Annotated in this window: 11 protein-coding genes; 7 read left to right on the plus strand and 4 right to left on the minus strand. The window is 67.0% G+C overall.

The annotated features are described in order from the left end of the window. Positions 1 to 120 precede the first annotated feature (120 nt). Complete coding sequence (locus SBP02_RS04890) at positions 121 to 3,549, plus strand: CHASE domain-containing protein (protein ID WP_318645273.1); 3,429 nt, start codon at positions 121 to 123, stop codon at positions 3,547 to 3,549. 47 nt (positions 3,550 to 3,596) lie between these two features. Next, positions 3,597 to 5,750: a putative bifunctional diguanylate cyclase/phosphodiesterase gene (locus SBP02_RS04895; RefSeq protein WP_318645274.1), complete on the plus strand. Its 2,154-nt coding sequence runs from the start codon at positions 3,597 to 3,599 to the stop codon at positions 5,748 to 5,750. A gap of 18 nt (positions 5,751 to 5,768) precedes the next feature. On the opposite strand, the gene SBP02_RS04900 is transcribed toward SBP02_RS04895, so the two are convergent. The 3 genes from SBP02_RS04900 to SBP02_RS04910 form a co-directional block, all read right to left on the minus strand. Continuing rightward, complete coding sequence (locus tag SBP02_RS04900; RefSeq protein ID WP_318645275.1) at positions 5,769 to 6,674, minus strand: acyltransferase; 906 nt, start codon at positions 6,672 to 6,674, stop codon at positions 5,769 to 5,771. Between the two features lie 166 nt (positions 6,675 to 6,840). Continuing rightward, on the minus strand, positions 6,841 to 8,916 hold the full coding sequence (gene pta / locus SBP02_RS04905; RefSeq protein WP_318645276.1) for a phosphate acetyltransferase: 2,076 nt from the start codon (positions 8,914 to 8,916) through the stop codon (positions 6,841 to 6,843). A 96-nt stretch (positions 8,917 to 9,012) separates the two neighbouring features. After that, on the minus strand, positions 9,013 to 9,354 hold the full coding sequence (locus SBP02_RS04910; RefSeq protein WP_318645277.1) for a DUF3565 domain-containing protein: 342 nt from the start codon (positions 9,352 to 9,354) through the stop codon (positions 9,013 to 9,015). Between SBP02_RS04910 and SBP02_RS04915 the strand changes: the two genes are divergently transcribed. The 4 genes from SBP02_RS04915 to SBP02_RS04930 all read left to right on the plus strand — a co-directional run bounded on the left by SBP02_RS04915 (position 9,323) and on the right by SBP02_RS04930 (position 12,418). After that, a complete protein-coding gene (locus tag SBP02_RS04915; protein WP_318645278.1) occupies positions 9,323 to 9,808 on the plus strand; it encodes an FKBP-type peptidyl-prolyl cis-trans isomerase in 486 nt (161 codons plus the stop codon). The two genes, SBP02_RS04910 and SBP02_RS04915, sit on opposite strands and share 32 nt — an antisense overlap. 150 nt (positions 9,809 to 9,958) lie before the next feature. Further along, positions 9,959 to 10,441, plus strand: a complete 483-nt coding sequence (locus SBP02_RS04920; protein ID WP_318645279.1) for a glutathione peroxidase — start codon at positions 9,959 to 9,961, stop codon at positions 10,439 to 10,441. A 217-nt stretch (positions 10,442 to 10,658) separates the two neighbouring features. Next, the gene (locus SBP02_RS04925; RefSeq protein WP_318645280.1) at positions 10,659 to 11,252 is read left to right on the plus strand and encodes a TetR/AcrR family transcriptional regulator; all 594 of its coding nucleotides are present in this window, start codon (positions 10,659 to 10,661) and stop codon (positions 11,250 to 11,252) included. Positions 11,253 to 11,308: 56 nt separating this feature from the next. Then, positions 11,309 to 12,418, plus strand: coding sequence for an NADH:flavin oxidoreductase (locus SBP02_RS04930; RefSeq protein ID WP_318645281.1), 1,110 nt, complete (start codon positions 11,309 to 11,311; stop codon positions 12,416 to 12,418). A gap of 7 nt (positions 12,419 to 12,425) precedes the next feature. Here the strand turns inward: SBP02_RS04930 and SBP02_RS04935 are convergent, their stop codons facing one another. Further along, positions 12,426 to 13,706 (minus strand): glycosyltransferase family 4 protein, encoded by a 1,281-nt coding sequence (locus SBP02_RS04935; protein ID WP_318645282.1) that lies wholly within the window; start codon positions 13,704 to 13,706, stop codon positions 12,426 to 12,428. Positions 13,707 to 14,237: 531 nt separating this feature from the next. Here SBP02_RS04935 and SBP02_RS04940 point away from each other — a divergent pair. Next, positions 14,238 to 16,472: a multicopper oxidase family protein gene (locus SBP02_RS04940; RefSeq protein WP_318645283.1), complete on the plus strand. Its 2,235-nt coding sequence runs from the start codon at positions 14,238 to 14,240 to the stop codon at positions 16,470 to 16,472. Positions 16,473 to 16,478: the final 6 nt, after the last annotated feature.

Genomic DNA, 16,478 nt, shown 5'->3' on the forward strand with positions numbered 1-16,478 from the left:
TTTGCTGGTCAGGGCAGGGCCCTCTGCCGGATTCCTGACTAGACTGCTTCCTTGAGTTCTGTCGCGCGCTCATCCCCTGTGATCGGGCGTGGCAGGTAGTGAACGGATTCAGGAGAAGTCATGGACGGCAGGTTGCGTTCCTTTTCCCTCGGGCCCGGGCTGGCGATAGGGGTCACCTTGGCCCTGTTGCTCGGTTTGGGCGGCCTGATCGTCTGGCAATGGCAAGCCCTCGAGGCGACGAGTCGAGAGGAGGCGCGGCAGCGCTTCGAGCTCGAAGCGCAGGACGTCGGTCAGCGCGTCATCCACCGCATGCGCGCCTACGAAATGGTGCTGCGCGGTATCTCAGGGCTGATTGTCGGTAAACAGGACGTTTCCCTGGCCGAGTGGGAGAGGGCGGTCGAGCAGCTGCACCTGCAGGATCGCTACCCCGGCATCCAGGCGCTGGGGTGGGCGCGTTACCTGCGCCAGGGGCAACTCGAGGATTTCCTCGCCGCTATCGCGGCCGATGGTCGCGAGGGTTACCGGGCCTTTCCGGCCGGCCAGCGCGAGGAGTACGTGCTGATCGACTACATCAGTCCGTTCGATTGGCGTAACCGGCGTGCCCAGGGCTACGACATGTTCAGCGAGCCTCTGCGCCGTGAAGCGATCGAACAGGCCTTGCACAGTGCCGATGCGGCCCTCAGCGCACCGGTGATCCTGAAGCAGGAAACCGAGTTGAACGTGCAGTCCGGAATGCTGCTGTACCTGCCAGTGTTCCGTCCCGGCATGCCGTTGGGCAGCGCGCAGCAGCGGCGCGAGGCTCTGTTCGGTTACGTCTATGGCGCCTTCCGCAGTCATGACCTGATGGCAGGCATTCTCGGTCCTCAGACGCGTTTGTTCGATATCCACGTCGTGGACCGGCAGGCGGGCAGTCCGTTGCTGGGCGAGGCCGCGGCGGCGGTGGACCGGCCGGCGCTCTTCACCCAGACCATGGATTTGCCCCTGTATGGTCGAACCTGGACCCTGACGGTCAGCAGTTCGGCCGCCTACGAAGAGTCGCTGGCGCGGCGGTACATGACCTTCAGCCTTGGGATGGGGCTGACTGCGGCGACCCTGCTGGCCCTGTTGACGGGTGGCTGCCTGTATCAGCGCGAGCGCCAGTTGCATGCCAGCCAGCGGGCGACCGAACAGCTGCGCGAGCGCGAGGAGCGTTTTCGTCTGGTGGTGGAGGCCTCGCCCAACGCCATCGTCCTGGTCGACAGCGACGGGCAGATCGCCATGGTCAACCAGCAGGCCGAGCTGCTGTTCGGCTACCCACGTCAGGAATTGCTTGGCCAGCCAGTGGAGATGCTGCTGCCCGAGGACAAGCGCGAAGGCCACGTACCGTCCCGCCGCGCCTACCAGAAGAACCCTGAGCCCCGACGCATGGGTAGCAACCGCGAGCTGTTCGGCCAGCACCGCGACGGTCGGCTGATTCCCCTGGAGGTTGGCTTGTCGCCCCTGCGCAGCGGCGAGAACATCCTGGTGCAGGCGGTGATCATCGACATCAGCGAGCGCAAGGCGGCGGAGCGGCGCCTGCATGAACAGGCCGAGCAGCTGGTGCTGGCCAACCGCTACAAGTCCGAGTTCCTCGCCAACATGTCTCATGAGCTGCGTACCCCGCTCAACAGCATCCTGATCCTCAGCGATCAATTGCGCCAGAACAACGCCGGTAATCTCACGCAGAAGCAGACCCAGCACGCCGATATCGTGCACCGGGCCGGTAGCGACCTGCTGCAGTTGATCAACAGTGTGCTCGACCTGGCCAAGGTCGAATCCGGCCGTATTCAGCTCAAGCTGGAGCCGTTGGATGTCCACGAGATGCTGGTGGAGCTGGATGCGAGCATTCGCCCGATGGCCGAGCTCAAGGGGTTGCAGCTGCAGACGCAGGTCCAGCCGGAGGTGCCCAGGCTGATCCATAGCGACCGGGCCCGCCTGCAGCAGATATTGCGCAACCTGCTGTCCAACGCCGTGAAGTTCACCGAGCAGGGCGAGGTGTGCCTGAGTGTGACCCTCGAGCCGACGTGCGAGGAGGGGGCTGGGCAACGCCTGAGCTTCTGCGTGTGCGACAGTGGCATCGGCATTGCCGCCGACCAGCACGAACTGATCTTCCAGGCGTTCCAGCAGATCGACGGCTCCACCAGTCGCCGCTTCGGCGGCACCGGCCTGGGTCTGGCCATCACCCGTCAGTTGGCATTGGCCCTCGGCGGCGAGGTGGGAGTGAAGAGCGAGCTGGGGCAGGGCGCTTGCTTCACCGTGAGTCTGCCGTTGCGGCAACTGCCCGAGTCGGCGGCAGACGGCCCCGAGGACCGGCCGCAGCGACAAGGTGTGGGCCCCGCTGTGCTGATAGTCGAGGACAATGCCAGCTTTGCCTCGGTACTGGCCGAGGAAGCCTATGCCCATGGTTTTGCCAGCGTGCACTGCCGCACGGGTCAGCAGGCGCTCGAGCTGTTGCAATACGAGCGCTTCAGCGCGGTGATCCTGGACATCCTGCTGCCGGATATCAGTGGCTGGCAGCTGTATCGCCACCTGCGCGGGCAGGCCGAGCATCGTGAGACGCCGGTGCACATCATCTCCTGCGTGCCGCAGCCGTCCGACTGGAGCGAGGATGGCCCGCGCTACCTGGTCAAGCCGATCAACCGAGCCGATCTCGAACGGGTCTTCGTCGAGCTGCGGCGCGACGGCCAGATCCCCGCGCCGGCGCTGTTGCTGGTTGAAGATGTCGAGGTCGAGCGTGAGCACTACCGCGAGCACCTGCAACAGCTGGGCTTCGAGGTGGTCAGCTGCATCAATGCCGCCGAGGCGCTCGACGCCTATGCCGAGCGCAACTTTGCGGCGCTGGTGATCGACCTCGACCTGCCCGACCGAGACGGTTTCGATCTGCTCGAGACCCTCGACCGGCACACCCCCTTGAATGGCGCACGGGTGGTGATCAATACCGGAGTGGACATCACCCAACTGAGCCTGCAGCGGTTGCGGCGCTACAGCGCGGTGGTGGTGCGCAAGCAGGGCGAGGACCTGCAGGCCTTGAGCCTGGCGGTCCAGGGCTTTCTCGGCAGTGTGGGGGCCGTGGAGCAACCGCCGGCGGTGCCGGACCGGCGGATGGCGGGGGGGCTGGTCGGCCGCCGCGTATTGCTGGTGGACGACGACGTGCGCAACGTCTATGCGCTCAGCGCCTTGCTCGACGAGGCCGGCCTCGAGGTCAGCGTGGCCGGGGACGGACTGGAAGCCATCGAGAGCTACCTGCAGGTGGGCTGTGACCTGATCTTGATGGACATGGCCATGCCGCGCATGGACGGTTACAGCGCGACTCGGGTGCTCAAGCAGGAGCACGCCTGCCGCGTGCCGATCATCGCTCTGACCGCCCATGCGATGAAGGGTGACCAGGAGAAGTGCCTGGCGGCCGGCGCCGACGACTACCTGGCCAAACCGGTCAGCCAAGATGAGTTGCTCGACATGCTGAGACGCTGGTTGAGCGAGCCGCCGCGAGAGTTGGACGAGGCGCGGGCGGTGCCCGTCGATCGGGCCTGATCGACAGGTCAGGTCAGAGCATGGCGTCATCGATACAGGAGGCAGGCATGGCAACGCTGCAGAAGAAGCGACAAGTGGAACGGACGCAGACGCTTCTGGTAGTGGACGACCGGTCGGAAAACCTCGAAGCCATGCAGGCGTTGCTGGAGGACGGTGACTGGCAGCTGCGCTGCGTCAGCTCCGGTGAGGCCGCCCTGCAATGCCTGCTGAACGAGGAAGTCGGATTGGTCCTGCTGGACGTGCAGATGCCGCACATGGACGGATTCGAGGTGGCGCGGCTGATGCGCGGCAACCCGCGCACCCGCTTCATTCCGATCATCTTCATCTCGGCCATCGCCCAGACCGAGGATGCCGTGCTCCAGGGCTATGCCACCGGGGCGGTGGACTTCATGCTCAAGCCCTTCGACCCCAAGGTGTTGCGCCACAAGATCCACTCGTTGCTCGACCATGAGCGCAACCGCAGCGAGCTGCAACAGCTGACCCAGCAGCTGGACAGCGCCCGGGCCTTCAACGCCTCGGTACTGGATAACGCCGCCGAAGGCATCATGGTGGTCGGCGAGGACGGCCTGGTGCGCTTCGCCAACCCGGCCATGGCGCAGATGCTGCGTTGCTCGGTGGCGGAGCTGCAGGGCAGCGCGCTGCTGTCCCACCTGCGCAGTCCGGAGGTCGATTGCGAGTGGCACTCGTCGAAGTTCTACCGGAACTGGCAGCAGGGCAAGACCTATCGCGTGCATGAGGCGAGTCTGCGTACCGGGGATGGCGACAGCATACCGGTGGCGCTGTCGTGCTCGCCGCTGCCCAAGTTGCAGCGGGCCATGGTGGTACTCGCCCTGGACATGTCGGTAGTGCGCAGTCTGCATACTCAGCTGGAGTCCCTGGCGGTGACCGATCCTTTGACCGGCCTGCTCAACCGGCGAGGCTTCCACAAGGCCCTGGAGGCGGCGCTCTCGCGCTCGGGGCGCAGCGGCCAGCGCCTGGCCCTGCTCTACCTCGACCTGGACGGCTTCAAGCGGATCAACGACTCCCTTGGCCACGGTGTCGGCGATCAGTTGCTGCGCCGAGTCGGCGAGCAGTTGAAGAGCAGCCTGCGGCCCTACGACACGCTGGCCCGGGTCGGCGGCGACGAGTTCACGGCAGTGATAGACGGCCTCGGTCACACGGAAGACGCGGCGCGCGTGGCGGAGAAGCTGATCGAGCAGGTGTCGGTGCGTCACAGCCTCAACGGCGTCGACTTCACGATCGGCGCCAGTGTCGGCATCGCCTGTTTTCCCGAGTGCGGGCAGAGCGTGGAGAGCCTGCTGCGCGCGGCAGACATGGCGATGTACGAGGCCAAGCGAGCCGGGCGCCAGCAGTACCGCTTCTTCCTGCCGGAAATGAACGGCCGCGCGCGTTCGCGACTGATGCTAGAAGAAAGCCTGCGCACGGCCATCGACCAGGATGACTTCGTCCTGGTCTACCAGCCCCAGGTCTACCTGGACAGCGGCCGGCTGCGCGGCTTCGAGGCCCTGTTACGCTGGCAGCATCGGGTTGCCGGAACCGTCGCCCCCAGCGTGTTTATCCCCCTGCTCGAGGAGACCCGGCTGATCAACCGCCTGGGCGACTGGATATTCCGCCAGGGGGCGCGGCAGTTCTGTGGCATGGGGCGGCCGCCTGCAGACGAGCTGGTGCTCAGTATCAACGTCAGTCCGGTGCAGTTCAGCATGCCGCAGCTGGTGGAAGACCTGGGGCGGGTGTTGGACGACTACCAGCTGAATCCGGCGCAGCTGGAAGTGGAGGTGACCGAGAGTGCGCTGATGCAGAGCCTGGAAAACACCCAGGAGCAGCTGCGTCAATTGCGCCTGCTGGGGGTGAAGATCGCCATCGATGATTTCGGTACCGGCTACTCCTCCCTGGCCTATCTGCGGCACTTCGAGCTGGACACCCTGAAGATCGACCGCCTGTTCATCGCCAATATGCTCGATTCGCCACGGGATGCGGCGGTGGTCAGCACCATCATCGACCTGGGGCGCAACCTGGGCCTGGAGGTGATCGCCGAGGGCGTGGAGACGGCGGCCCAGCGCGAGTGGCTGGTCGAGCACCAGTGCCCGATCATGCAGGGCTTTTTGGTCGCGCCGGGGCTGGCGGCGGACGATGCGCAGGCCTTCCCGGCGCAGCTGGATTGGAACGCCCTGCCGCGCAGCGCCAGACCCAATGACAGCTAGGCGCTGCGGCCGTGCGGATCAGCGGGCGGGGGAGCGGCGGTGCAACTCGGCCAGTTCGGCATCCTTGGCTTGCCACAGCTGGTTGACCCACTGCTGGAACGCCAGGCGATAGCCCTCGTCCTGGTCGTAGTTGCGGCCGATGAAGGCCGGGTCGATCGGTAGCTGACGGAAGTTGACCACTATCTCTCCAACCTCGCCGCTGAGCAGCGCCCAGAAGCTCGGACTGCCCTGGGGGTAGTGGATGGTGACGTTGACGATCGCGTGCAACTGCTCGCCCATGGCGTCCAGCACGAAGGCAATGCCGCCGGCTTTGGGTCTGAGCAGATAGCGGAAGGGTGAGTCCTGGGCGGCGTGCTTGGCCGGGGTGAAGCGGGTGCCCTCGAGGAAGTTGAAGATGCCGACCGGGTTGTCACGGAACTTGGCGCAGGTGCGGCGGGTGGTCTGCAGGTCCTTGCCCTTCTTCTCCGGGTGCTTGGCCAGATAGGCCTTGGAGTAACGCTTCATAAAGGGGAAGCCCAGGGCCCACCAGCACAGACCGATCACCGGCACCCAGATCAGTTCCTGTTTGAGAAAGAACTTCAGCGGGCGGATGCGTCGGTTGAGCAGGTACTGCAGGACCAGGATATCGACCCAGCTCTGGTGATTGCTGGTGACCAGGTAGGAGTGACGGTAATCCAGGCTCTGCAGGCCCTCCACCCGCCAGCGCGTCTGGCCCAGTAGCTTCATCCAGGTCTTGTTGCAGCTGATCCAGGCCTCGTGGATGAAGTTCATCGAGGCGTTGCACAGACGTTGCGCGCCGGCGAATGGCAGGCAGACCTTCAACAGGGTCACGGCGAACAGCGGCCAGCACCAGAACAGGGTATTGAGCGCCAGCAGGCTGGCGCCGAGCAGTCCGCGCAGGGCGGCGGGCAGGAAGTGCAGCATGGGGGCGTGTGCCTCGGCCAAGGGGGCGCAGGCCCCGGGTCGTCGTGTGCCCGCGGCGTGCCACCGCGGGTCGGTCGGCGCCAAGGTTAGCCTCTGGGGATCGGACGGCAAGTGCTGGCCGTGACTGGTTGGTCGTTTGTCACGGCTCGTCGCCGGGCCAGTGCTGCTAGTCGGGCAAGCTGGCCGCTTGCACTGCGGTCAGGGCGATGGTGTAGAGGATGTCGTCGACCAGGGCGCCGCGCGCCAGGTCGTTCACCGGCTTGCGCAGGCCCTGCAGCATCGGTCCGAAGCTGACGCAGTCGGCGCTGCGCTGGAGCGCCTTGTAGGCGCTGTTGCCGCTGTCCAGGTCGGGAAACACCAGGACGGTGGCCCGCTCGACCGGTGGGCTGTGCGGCTCCTGCGGCCACTGGGGGGCGTAGGGCAGGGGGCCGTCGAGGGCCAGATCGGGCCGCTGGAGCCGTGCCAGGCGGGCCGCTTCGCGGACCTTGTCGAGGTCGTCGGGGGTGTCCGTGGCGTCACTGGCGCCGCTGAGCATCGCCACCCGCGGCTCGATGCCCAGGGCCCTGGCCGAGTCGGCGCTCTGCAGGGCGATCTCCGCCAGTTGCTCGGCAGTCGGCTGTGGGTTGACCGCGCAATCGCCATACACCAGCACCTGGTCCGGCAGCAGCAGGAAGACCACCGAGGACACCAGTTGGTAGCCCGGTGCGGTCTTGATCAGCTGCAAGGCCGGGCGAATGGTGTTGGCCGTGGTGTGCACGGCGCCGGAGACCAGGCCGTCGACCTCGTCCAGGGCCAGCATCATGGTGCCGAGCACCACGTTGTCTTCCAGTTGCGCGGTGGCCATCGGCGCGTTGAGGCCCTTGCCCTGGCGCAGCTCGACCATGGGCGCGACGTAGCGGGCGCGGATCAGGTCCGGGTCGAGAATCTCCAGTCCCGGCGGCAGTTCGATTCCCTGGGCCTGGGCAACGGCCTGGACCTCCTCGGGCTTGGCCAGCAGCACGCAGCGGGCGATGCCGCGGGCCTGGCACAGGGCGGCGGCCTGTACGATGCGCGGCTCGCTGCCTTCCGGCAGGACGATGCGCCGGTTCGCCGCCATGGCCCGTTGCAGCAGCTGGTAGCGGAACGCCGCGGGCGACAGGTGCAATGCCTGCGAGTCGCCGCAACGGCTGCGCAGCCAGTCGTGGTCGACGTGAGCGGCGACGAATTCGGCGACCTTCTCGGCGCGTTCGCGGTCGTCCAGGGGAATTTCCTTGTTCAACCGGTTCAGGTGAGTGGCGGTGTCGTAGGAGCCGCTGCTCACGGTCATCACCGGCAGGCCGCTGGCCAGTGCGCCGCGGCACAGCTGCATGATCCGCGGGTCGGGGTTGAAGTCGCTGCACAGCAGCAGTCCGGCCAGCGGCACACCGTTCATCGCGGCCAGGCTGGCGGCGAGGATGATGTCGTCGCGGTCGCCCGGGGTGACCACCAGGGTGCCGGGTTTGAGCAGCTGCACCGTGTTGGCCACGGCGCGGGCGCAGAGCACGATCTGTAGCACCCGGCGCTGCTCGTAGTCGCCGGCGTTGAGCATCCGCGCGCCGAGCAGTTCGGCGATGTCGCGGCTGCGCGGGGCGTTCAGTTCGTCCTGCCAGGGAATGCAGCCGAGCAGGCGGAAGTGCTCGCCGCGCAGCAGCGCCGAGCATTCCCGCAGGCGCTGGGCGTAGGCCGCGCTCCCGTCTTCGCTACGCACCTTGTTGAGGATCACGCCGAGCACCTTGGGGTCCTGGGGGCCGCCGAACTGCTGCGCCTGGATCTCCAGGCGGTCGCACAGCTCGCCCAGGCCCTCCTGCTCGGGCGCCGAAACCAGGATCACCTCGGCATCCAGGCTCTTGGCCAGGTGGAAGTTGACCCGCGCCGCGTAGCTGGTGTGGCGGGTCGGCACCATGGCTTCGACTATGACCACGTCCTTGCCCGCCGCGGCCTGCCGATAGCGCTCGAGCATGTCCTCCAATAGCTCGTCCAGCCGGCCGTCGCCGAGCATCTGCTCCACCCGGCTCAGCGCCAGGGGGTCGGGCGAGTGCAGGCCATGGGTGCGGGCGATCAGCGCGCTGGAGCGTTCCGGGCCGGTGTCGCCCGGGTGCGGCTGGGCGACGGGCTTGAAGAAGCCGACCCTGAGGCCGGCGCGTTCCAGGGCACCGACCAGGCCGAGGCTGGTGGAGGTGAGGCCGACGCCGAAGCCGGTCGGTGCGATGAAGAAGCAATGCATGAAGGGTTCCTGGCAGGAGGCGCTCGTCGGCGCCGTTAACCACTGTTGAGTCTTGTGTCGGCCTGCTCGACCCGCTCGGGACGGGGCGTGCCGGGGCTAGTGCGCTTCGCCGCTTTCGTCCGCACTGGTGTTGTGGCACCAGCCGCAGATGAACCGCTGGCCGCGCCGCGCGTCGCGCAGGACGGGATCGAGCACCCAGGCGCGATTTTGCCACGGTGGCTGATGGCGCAGGTGCTGGGTGTGACCGCAGGACAACACGGCCACCCAATGACCCTCCTCGTCCTGGCGCAGATCCAGCAGGCGCACGGCGCCGCCCGTCTGGCAAAGGGCCGGACTCGGGTCGCTTTCGCGCGTGCCCTTGGTTACACTCGTGCGTTCATTCTTCTTATGCAAAAGGTCTCGCCCCATGCTGATCGCCGCCAACAAGGCCGTCTCCATCGACTATACCCTGACCAACGATGCCGGTGAGGTGATCGATAGTTCTGCTGGCGGCGCGCCGCTGGTTTACCTCCATGGCGCCGGCAACATCATCGTCGGCCTGGAAAAGGCCCTGCTCGGCAAGCAGGCCGGTGACGAGCTGAAGGTGGCCGTCGAGCCGGAAGATGCCTACGGCGAGTACAGCGCCGAGCTGGTCGCGACCCTCAACCGCTCGATGTTCGAGGGCGTCGACGAGCTGGAAGTCGGCATGCAGTTCCACGCCTCCGGCCCGGACGGCAGCATGCAGATCGTCACCATCCGTGAACTGGACGGCGACGACGTGATCGTCGACGGCAACCACCCGCTGGCCGGCCAGCGCCTGAACTTCCAGGTCAAGGTGGTGGCGGTGCGTGACGCCAGCGAAGAGGAACTGGCCCACGGTCACATCCATGGCGAGGGTGGTCACCACCACTGATTCTGGCCGCGCCCGGTGCCGAGGCGAGACGACTTTCGGTTGTCCCGCCTGCCCCGGCGCCTGCTACGCTGAGTACAACGAAAAGGCGCCCGACAACGGCGCCTTTTCTGTCCCAGGTACCTTTTCCGCTGCAGTTTCAAGGAGTTAGTCATGAGTGCCTTTCACGACCTCAATCTGCGTGCACTGGATGGCGAGGAGTTGCCGCTGGCTCCTTTCAAGGGGCAGGTGGTGCTGGTGGTCAACGTCGCCTCCAAGTGTGGCCTGACCCCGCAGTACGCCGGTCTGGAGAAGCTCTATCAGCAGTACCGCTCGCGTGGTTTCAGTGTGCTGGGGCTGCCGTGCAATCAGTTCGCCGGCCAGGAGCCGGAGAGCGAGACGGCCATTCGTGAGTTCTGCAGCCTGAACTACGGGGTGAGTTTTCCCCTGGGCAGCAAGCTGGAGGTCAACGGCCCCGAACGTCATCCGCTGTATCGCCTGCTGGCGGGCGAGGGCGCGGAGTTTCCCGGCGACATCACCTGGAATTTCGAGAAGTTTTTGGTGGGCCAGGATGGCCGGGTGTTGGCGCGGTTCTCGCCGCGTACCGCCCCGGACGACCCGGCCCTGGTCCAGGCCATCGAAAACGCCCTGAGCTGACTGGCGCCGCTCGCGTCGGCACCTGCGCCGCGCCGACGCGAGCGTCGCTCTGCAACTTCGGCTATCAGCCGCTCTCCCGCTTTTTCTCGTGCCCACGGGCACGGCTTCCCGACCGATCCTCAGCCATCCGGCCTGCACAGGCTTGGTGCTTTTCGTCGTTAATCACGGCCATCAATAGTGCTGGGCGGGCGAGACGACCGGTCATATGCTCGCCGCCATGACCAGTAGCATCCGACTCGACAAGCGTGACCTGATCCTCGCCAAGGGCGCCGAGGTGATGACCCGGCGCGGCTACCACGGCGCCGGCGTGCAGGAGATCGTCCAGGCCGCCGGTGTGCCCAAGGGCAGCTTCTACCACTACTTCGCCAGCAAGGAGGACTTCGCCCTGCAGGCCCTGCAGCAGGTCTACGCGCCGCGCCTTGCGCGCTACGCCGAGGCCCTGGCGAATCCGGCGCTGAGTCCACGCCAGCGCATCCTCGATTATTACGCCGAGCTGGTGGCGCATTTCGCCCGCCAGGAGCGCCTCGAGTACCACTGCTTCATCGGCAGCCTGAGTTTCGAGATGGCCGAGCTGTCGCCGGCCATCGGTGCCGAAGTCGACGCCATCCTGCAGCGCTCGGCGGATATCCTGCAGGCCTGCCTGGAGCAGGCCCTGGCCGCCGGCGAGCTGGCGGCGGACGAGGACTGCGGCAATCTCGCCGGCTTCATCGGCCATGCCTGGCAGGGCGCGTTGACCCGCCTCAAGGTGGCCAGCAATACCCGCGTGCTGGACGACTTCCTGCGGCGCCTCGAGCGACTGCTCGCGGCCTGATGCCTTACCCCTTCGAACGAGACGACCGGTCGCCTGGCCGGTCCAGAGGAGCAACCATGAACGCCCCGGTACAAGCCCTGTTCCAACCCTTCAGCCTCGGCGCCCTGGAGCTGCCGACCCGCGTGGTGATGGCGCCGATGACCCGCTCCTTCTCGCCGGGCGGGGTGCCCAACGCCAAGGTCGTCGAGTACTACCGGCGCCGCGCCGCCGCGGGGGTCGGCCTGATCGTCACCGAAGGCACCACGGTCGGCCACAAGGCCGCCAACGGCTACCCCAACGTGCCGCGCTTCTACGGCGAGGACGCCCTGGCCGGCTGGCGGCAGGTGGTCGAGGCGGTGCACGCCGAGGGCGGCAAGATAGTCCCGCAGCTGTGGCATGTGGGCAACGTGCGCAAGCTCGGCACCGAGCCGGACGCCGAGGTACCGGGCTATGGCCCGAGCGAGAAGCTCAAGGACGGCAAGCTCATCGTCCATGGCATGAGCAAGGCCGACATCCAGGAGGTGATCGCCGCCTTCGCCCAGGCCGCACGGGATGCCCAGCGCATCGGCATGGACGGGGTGGAAATCCACGGTGCCCACGGCTACCTGATCGACCAGTTCTTCTGGGAGGGCAGCAACCAGCGCACCGACGAGTACGGCGGCGACCTGGCCGGGCGCTCGCGCTTCGCCATCGAGCTGATCCAGGCGGTGCGCGCCGCGGTCGGTCCGGACTTCCCGATCATCTTCCGCTTCTCGCAGTGGAAGCAGCAGGACTACAGCGCGCGCCTGGTACAGACCCCCGAGGCCCTGGCGGCCTTCCTCGAGCCGCTTTCCGCGGCCGGGGTGGACATCTTCCACTGTTCGACCCGGCGTTTCTGGGAGCCGGAGTTCGAGGGTTCCGCGCTCAACCTGGCCGGCTGGACCCGCCAGCTGACCGGCAAGCCGACCATCACGGTGGGCAGCGTCGGCCTGGATGGCGAGTTCCTGCAGTTCATGGTCAACACCGACAAGGTGGCCCAGCCGGCCAAACTCGAGGGCCTGCTGGAGCGCCTGCACCAGCAGGAGTTCGACCTGGTGGCCGTCGGCCGCGCGCTGCTGGTCGACCCGGACTGGGCGGTGAAAGTGCGCGACGGCCGCGAGGCGGACATCCTGCCGTTCAGCCGTCAGGCGTTGATGAGCCTGGTGTAAGACGAGTTCAGCGACTGCGCCGGACCACGGCGCAGGGCTCCTCAAGCCCCGACATATCGGGGCTTTTTTTATTCGAAGCGGCATGGGGGACCGGGGACGTGTTCGCCCTGCCGTTCGTGGCCTGGGTCGCGACGCCGTACAGGTACCGTTCGAACAGGGCGACTATCGCCTCCCAGCCCTGACGCGCCGCATGCTGGCGGGCGTTCAGGCGTACCCGGCGCAGGCTCTCCGGTTCGTCCAGCAACCACTGCGCCGCGTCGATAAACCCCTGCTCGTCTGCCGCATTGGCCAGCGCGCCGTTATGCCCGTGACGGATATGCTGGGCGGCTGCGGCCTGGTCGAAGGCCACCACGCCGAGGCCGGAGGCCAGGGCCTCGAGCACCACGTTACCGAAGGTTTCCGAGAGACTGGGAAACAGGAACAGGTCGCCCGAGGCGTAGTGGGCGGCCAGCGCCTCGCCGCGCTGCAGGCCGCAGAACTGCGCGTCCGGCAGCTGCTGCTGGAGGCTGGCGCGCTGCGGGCCGTCGCCGACCAGGATCAGTTTCAGGCGCCGCTGCGGCTGGGCCGCCTGCAGGGCGCGAAAGCTCTGCACCAGCAGGCCGAGGTTCTTCTCCGCGGCCAGGCGGCCGACGTGCAGCACGGCGATATCCTCCTCGGCCAGGCCCCAGCTGTGCCGCAGCTCGGCCGAGCGCTTGGCCGGGTGGAACAGCCGGCCGTCGACGCCGCGGGCCAGCAGCTCCAGACGCTGGAAACCGCGTCGCTGCAGTTCGAGTTGCTGGCAGGGGCTGGGCACCAGGGTCAGGCGCGTACGGTTGTGGAACCAGCGCAGGTAGGCGGTCAGGGCGCGGGTCAGCAGGCCGACGCCGTAGTGGCCGCTGTACTGCTGGAAGTTGGTGTGAAAGCCGCTGACCACCGGAATCCGCAGGCGCCTGGCGGCGCGCAAGGCGGACAGGCCCAGCGGGCCTTCGGTGGCGATATAGAGCACGTCCGGCCGGCGTTGCCGCCAGTGGTGCAGCAGCTTGCGCAGGGCCGACTGGCCCCACTGCAAGCCCGGGTAGCCTGGCAGCGGCCAGCCACGGGTCAGCAGCAGCTGCGCGTCGCTCTTCTGGCCCTGGTCGCTGGCCTGGCGCGGGCGCACCAGCTGCAGACGATGGCCGCAGGCGCGCAGCCCCTCGGTCAGGCGGCCGAGGGTGTTGGCCACACCGTTGATTTCCGGCGGGAAGGTCTCGCTGATCAGGGCGATATACAGGGGGGATGTGCTCATGACGGCAGTGTCGACCGCCGCCATGTAGCTAATATGACGCTAGCGTGACGTCGCTGTGACGGTGTTCCTGCGCCTGTGCATCCAGCACGATGGAGCGCTATGGCACTCAGGTGCTCGCGCTCGGTGGGGAACAGGAGATGACCGGCACGCCAGGCGGCGAACAGTCTGGAAGCGCTGGCACTACGCCGTGACAGGCGCTGGAGCAACAGCCACGGGGGCTTGGCGCTGTGGCAGGCACTCCGGCTCTTGCCCTGTTTTCCAATATAACTCAAAGGGATGTAGCTGGCGTTAGGCGCGCGAACCGGGGGGCAATGCTTTGTTGACACCTAAGCCAGCCATTCTTTACTCAGGTGTAGGGTGATTGATCTTTGTACAGGAGGCACGGCGGGCTATGACTGCGCCGGGGAGTTCGCGAGGCTCGTCGGGGGCGAAGCGTGCGCCGTGTTTTTTAAGGTCTTCGCGGCCAGTGTGCGGCGAAGACGGGTAACGAGCGTCTTTTGGCAAGAGGAGAATGACTGAGCCTAGGTGAGGGAGCATCGTAGCGAGGAGGTGCGAATGATCCTGCTACGCGGTGTATCCAAAGCTCGACCGAGAGTGACCGAGGTCGCCGCAGGCAAGCTGGCGGAGTTAGTGCGGGCCTATGCTGCCGGCGAGGTCAATCGACGCGACTTCATCAAGTTGAGCCTGGCCTTGAGCGGCGGTCTGTACATTCCCCTCCACGACCTCGGTCCCTGGGGCAACCAGGCCTTCGCCGGCGAGACCAATATTCCGACGGGCCTGCCGCCCAGCCCGCTGTTCGGCGTGCGCGCCTTTACCCAGCCCATGCCGCGTTTCGACGTGCTGCCGCGCAAGGCCTATGCGCCGGGCCAGGGCGTGATGGCGCCGATTCCGGCGTTCCCCGGCCAGTCCGGGCCCGACCCGACCGAGCAGGCCAATACCACCCGCCAGCCGGTGCCGGCCGTGCTCGGCGGCGGCACCGGGCCGATCGAAGGGCGTCCGCCGGGACCGGTCTGGGCCCACCAGCAGTGGCAGGACTTCTTCCCCAACGTGGCCGTGGAGGTCACCCAGGAGGGGGCCAAGCCGAACACCGTGTACCAGCCCGGCGTGCCGTCCGCGCTCAACTCCGGCATCGATCCGAAAGCGGCGTTCCGCCCGGCCTTCCATCCGGACCTGCCCGACCAGGGCCCCCTGGCGTTCTGGACCTTCAACGGCACCTTCCCGCCCAAGCTGCTGATCGGCCGCTACCATGAGGCCATCCTGTTCCGCCATCACAACCGCCTGCCGGCCGACCCGACCCGGAACGGCGGCTTCGGCATCCACACCATCACCACCCACGAGCACAACGGCCACCATGGCGCGGAGAACGACGGCTTCACCGGGGCCTTCTTCTTCCCCGGGCAGTTCTACGACTATCACTACCCGATCTGCCACGGCGGCTACTACAGCCTCAACCTGGAGGCCAGCGATGCGCGCTGCGGCAGCCCGACCGAGGCCGGCGGCATCGACAAGCTGGCCGGCGACTACCGCGAGACCATGAGCACCCACTGGTTCCATGACCACATGTTCAGCTTCACCGCGCAGAACGTGTACAAGGGCAACGTCGGGATGTTCAACATCTACAGCAGCCTCGACCGCGGCAACGAGGAGCTCGCCGACGGGGCGAACCTGCGCCTGCCCAGCGGCAGCGACAAGTCCTGGGGCAACCTCGACTACGACGTTAACCTGATGCTGGCGGACAAGGCCTGGGACCGCGACGGCCAGCTGGCGATGGACATCTTCGACTTCGACGGCTTCCTCGGCGACGTGATGACCGTCAACCTGGTGTACAAGCCGTACTTCGAGGTCGAGCGGCGCAAGTACCGCTTCCGCATCCTCAACGCGGCGGTGGCGCGCTTCTTCAAGCTGGCCCTCAGCGACGCCTCGCCGATGATCATGATCGCCAACGACGGCAACCTGCTGCCGAGTCCGGTGGTGCTCAGCGAACTCGACGAGATGGGCATCGCCGAGCGCTACGACATCGTCATCGACTTCTCGCGCTACCGCCTGGGCGACAAGGTGTGGCTGGTCAACCTCGCCGAACACCGCAACGGCCGCCGGCCGCACGAGGACCTGTCGCTGCGCGAGGCGCTGGTGGGGAAATCCGACGACCCCTGCGTGGGCCGGTTCTGCGAGTTCCGCATCGTGCGCAACCCGGCCCGGCCGGACAAGAGTCAGGTGCCGGCCGTGCTCGTGCCCAACCCGGACCTGTCGCGGATCCCGGTGGCGGCCACGCGGGTCTTCGAGTTCGGCCGCGGCGCCAACCAGACCACCAGTGACCCGGTGTCGACCTTCTTCGGCCCCTGGGGCATCAAGACCGATGATCGCGACATGCTCGCCGCCGATTTCGGCCGCATCTCCGCCGCGCCGCGCTTCGGCACCCGCGAGATCTGGACCCTGAAGAACGGCGGCGGCGGCTGGGATCACCCGATCCACATCCACTTCGAGGAGGGGCAGATCCTCGCCCGCGACGGCAAGCTGAGCAACGTGCCGGCCTGGGAGCGCGGGCGCAAGGACGTGTATCGCCTACGTCCGGGCGGCAGCGTGACCCTCAGCATGCAGTTCCGCGACTTCGGCGGCATGTTCATGGAGCACTGCCACAACACCACCCACGAGGACAACGCCATGTTGCTGCGCTGGGAGATCGACGACGCCGGTGGCGCCTTTCTGCGCCCGCTGCCGACGCCTATCCCGACGCCCCAGGGGGTCACCTTCCTGCCGCCGACCGACATCCTCAAGAGCGCGTTCCGCTAGGACGCC

The organism is Pseudomonas benzenivorans, assembly GCF_033547155.1.
In the GTDB taxonomy this organism is placed as follows: Bacteria; Pseudomonadota; Gammaproteobacteria; order Pseudomonadales; family Pseudomonadaceae; genus Aquipseudomonas; species Aquipseudomonas benzenivorans_B.

What these genes read in the sequence shown, in the direction of transcription:
- SBP02_RS04890 (WP_318645273.1), top strand. Translation starts at nt 121, where the DNA reads ATGGACGGCAGGTTGCGTTCCTTTTCCCTCGGGCCCGGGCTGGCGATA.
- SBP02_RS04895 (WP_318645274.1), top strand. Translation starts at nt 3,597, where the DNA reads ATGGCAACGCTGCAGAAGAAGCGACAAGTGGAACGGACGCAGACGCTT.
- SBP02_RS04900 (WP_318645275.1), bottom strand. Translation starts at nt 6,674, where the DNA reads ATGCTGCACTTCCTGCCCGCCGCCCTGCGCGGACTGCTCGGCGCCAGC.
- pta (WP_318645276.1), bottom strand. Translation starts at nt 8,916, where the DNA reads ATGCATTGCTTCTTCATCGCACCGACCGGCTTCGGCGTCGGCCTCACC.
- SBP02_RS04915 (WP_318645278.1), top strand. Translation starts at nt 9,323, where the DNA reads ATGCTGATCGCCGCCAACAAGGCCGTCTCCATCGACTATACCCTGACC.
- SBP02_RS04910 (WP_318645277.1), bottom strand. Translation starts at nt 9,354, where the DNA reads ATGGAGACGGCCTTGTTGGCGGCGATCAGCATGGGGCGAGACCTTTTG.
- SBP02_RS04920 (WP_318645279.1), top strand. Translation starts at nt 9,959, where the DNA reads ATGAGTGCCTTTCACGACCTCAATCTGCGTGCACTGGATGGCGAGGAG.
- SBP02_RS04925 (WP_318645280.1), top strand. Translation starts at nt 10,659, where the DNA reads ATGACCAGTAGCATCCGACTCGACAAGCGTGACCTGATCCTCGCCAAG.
- SBP02_RS04930 (WP_318645281.1), top strand. Translation starts at nt 11,309, where the DNA reads ATGAACGCCCCGGTACAAGCCCTGTTCCAACCCTTCAGCCTCGGCGCC.
- SBP02_RS04935 (WP_318645282.1), bottom strand. Translation starts at nt 13,706, where the DNA reads ATGGCGGCGGTCGACACTGCCGTCATGAGCACATCCCCCCTGTATATC.
- SBP02_RS04940 (WP_318645283.1), top strand. Translation starts at nt 14,238, where the DNA reads ATGATCCTGCTACGCGGTGTATCCAAAGCTCGACCGAGAGTGACCGAG.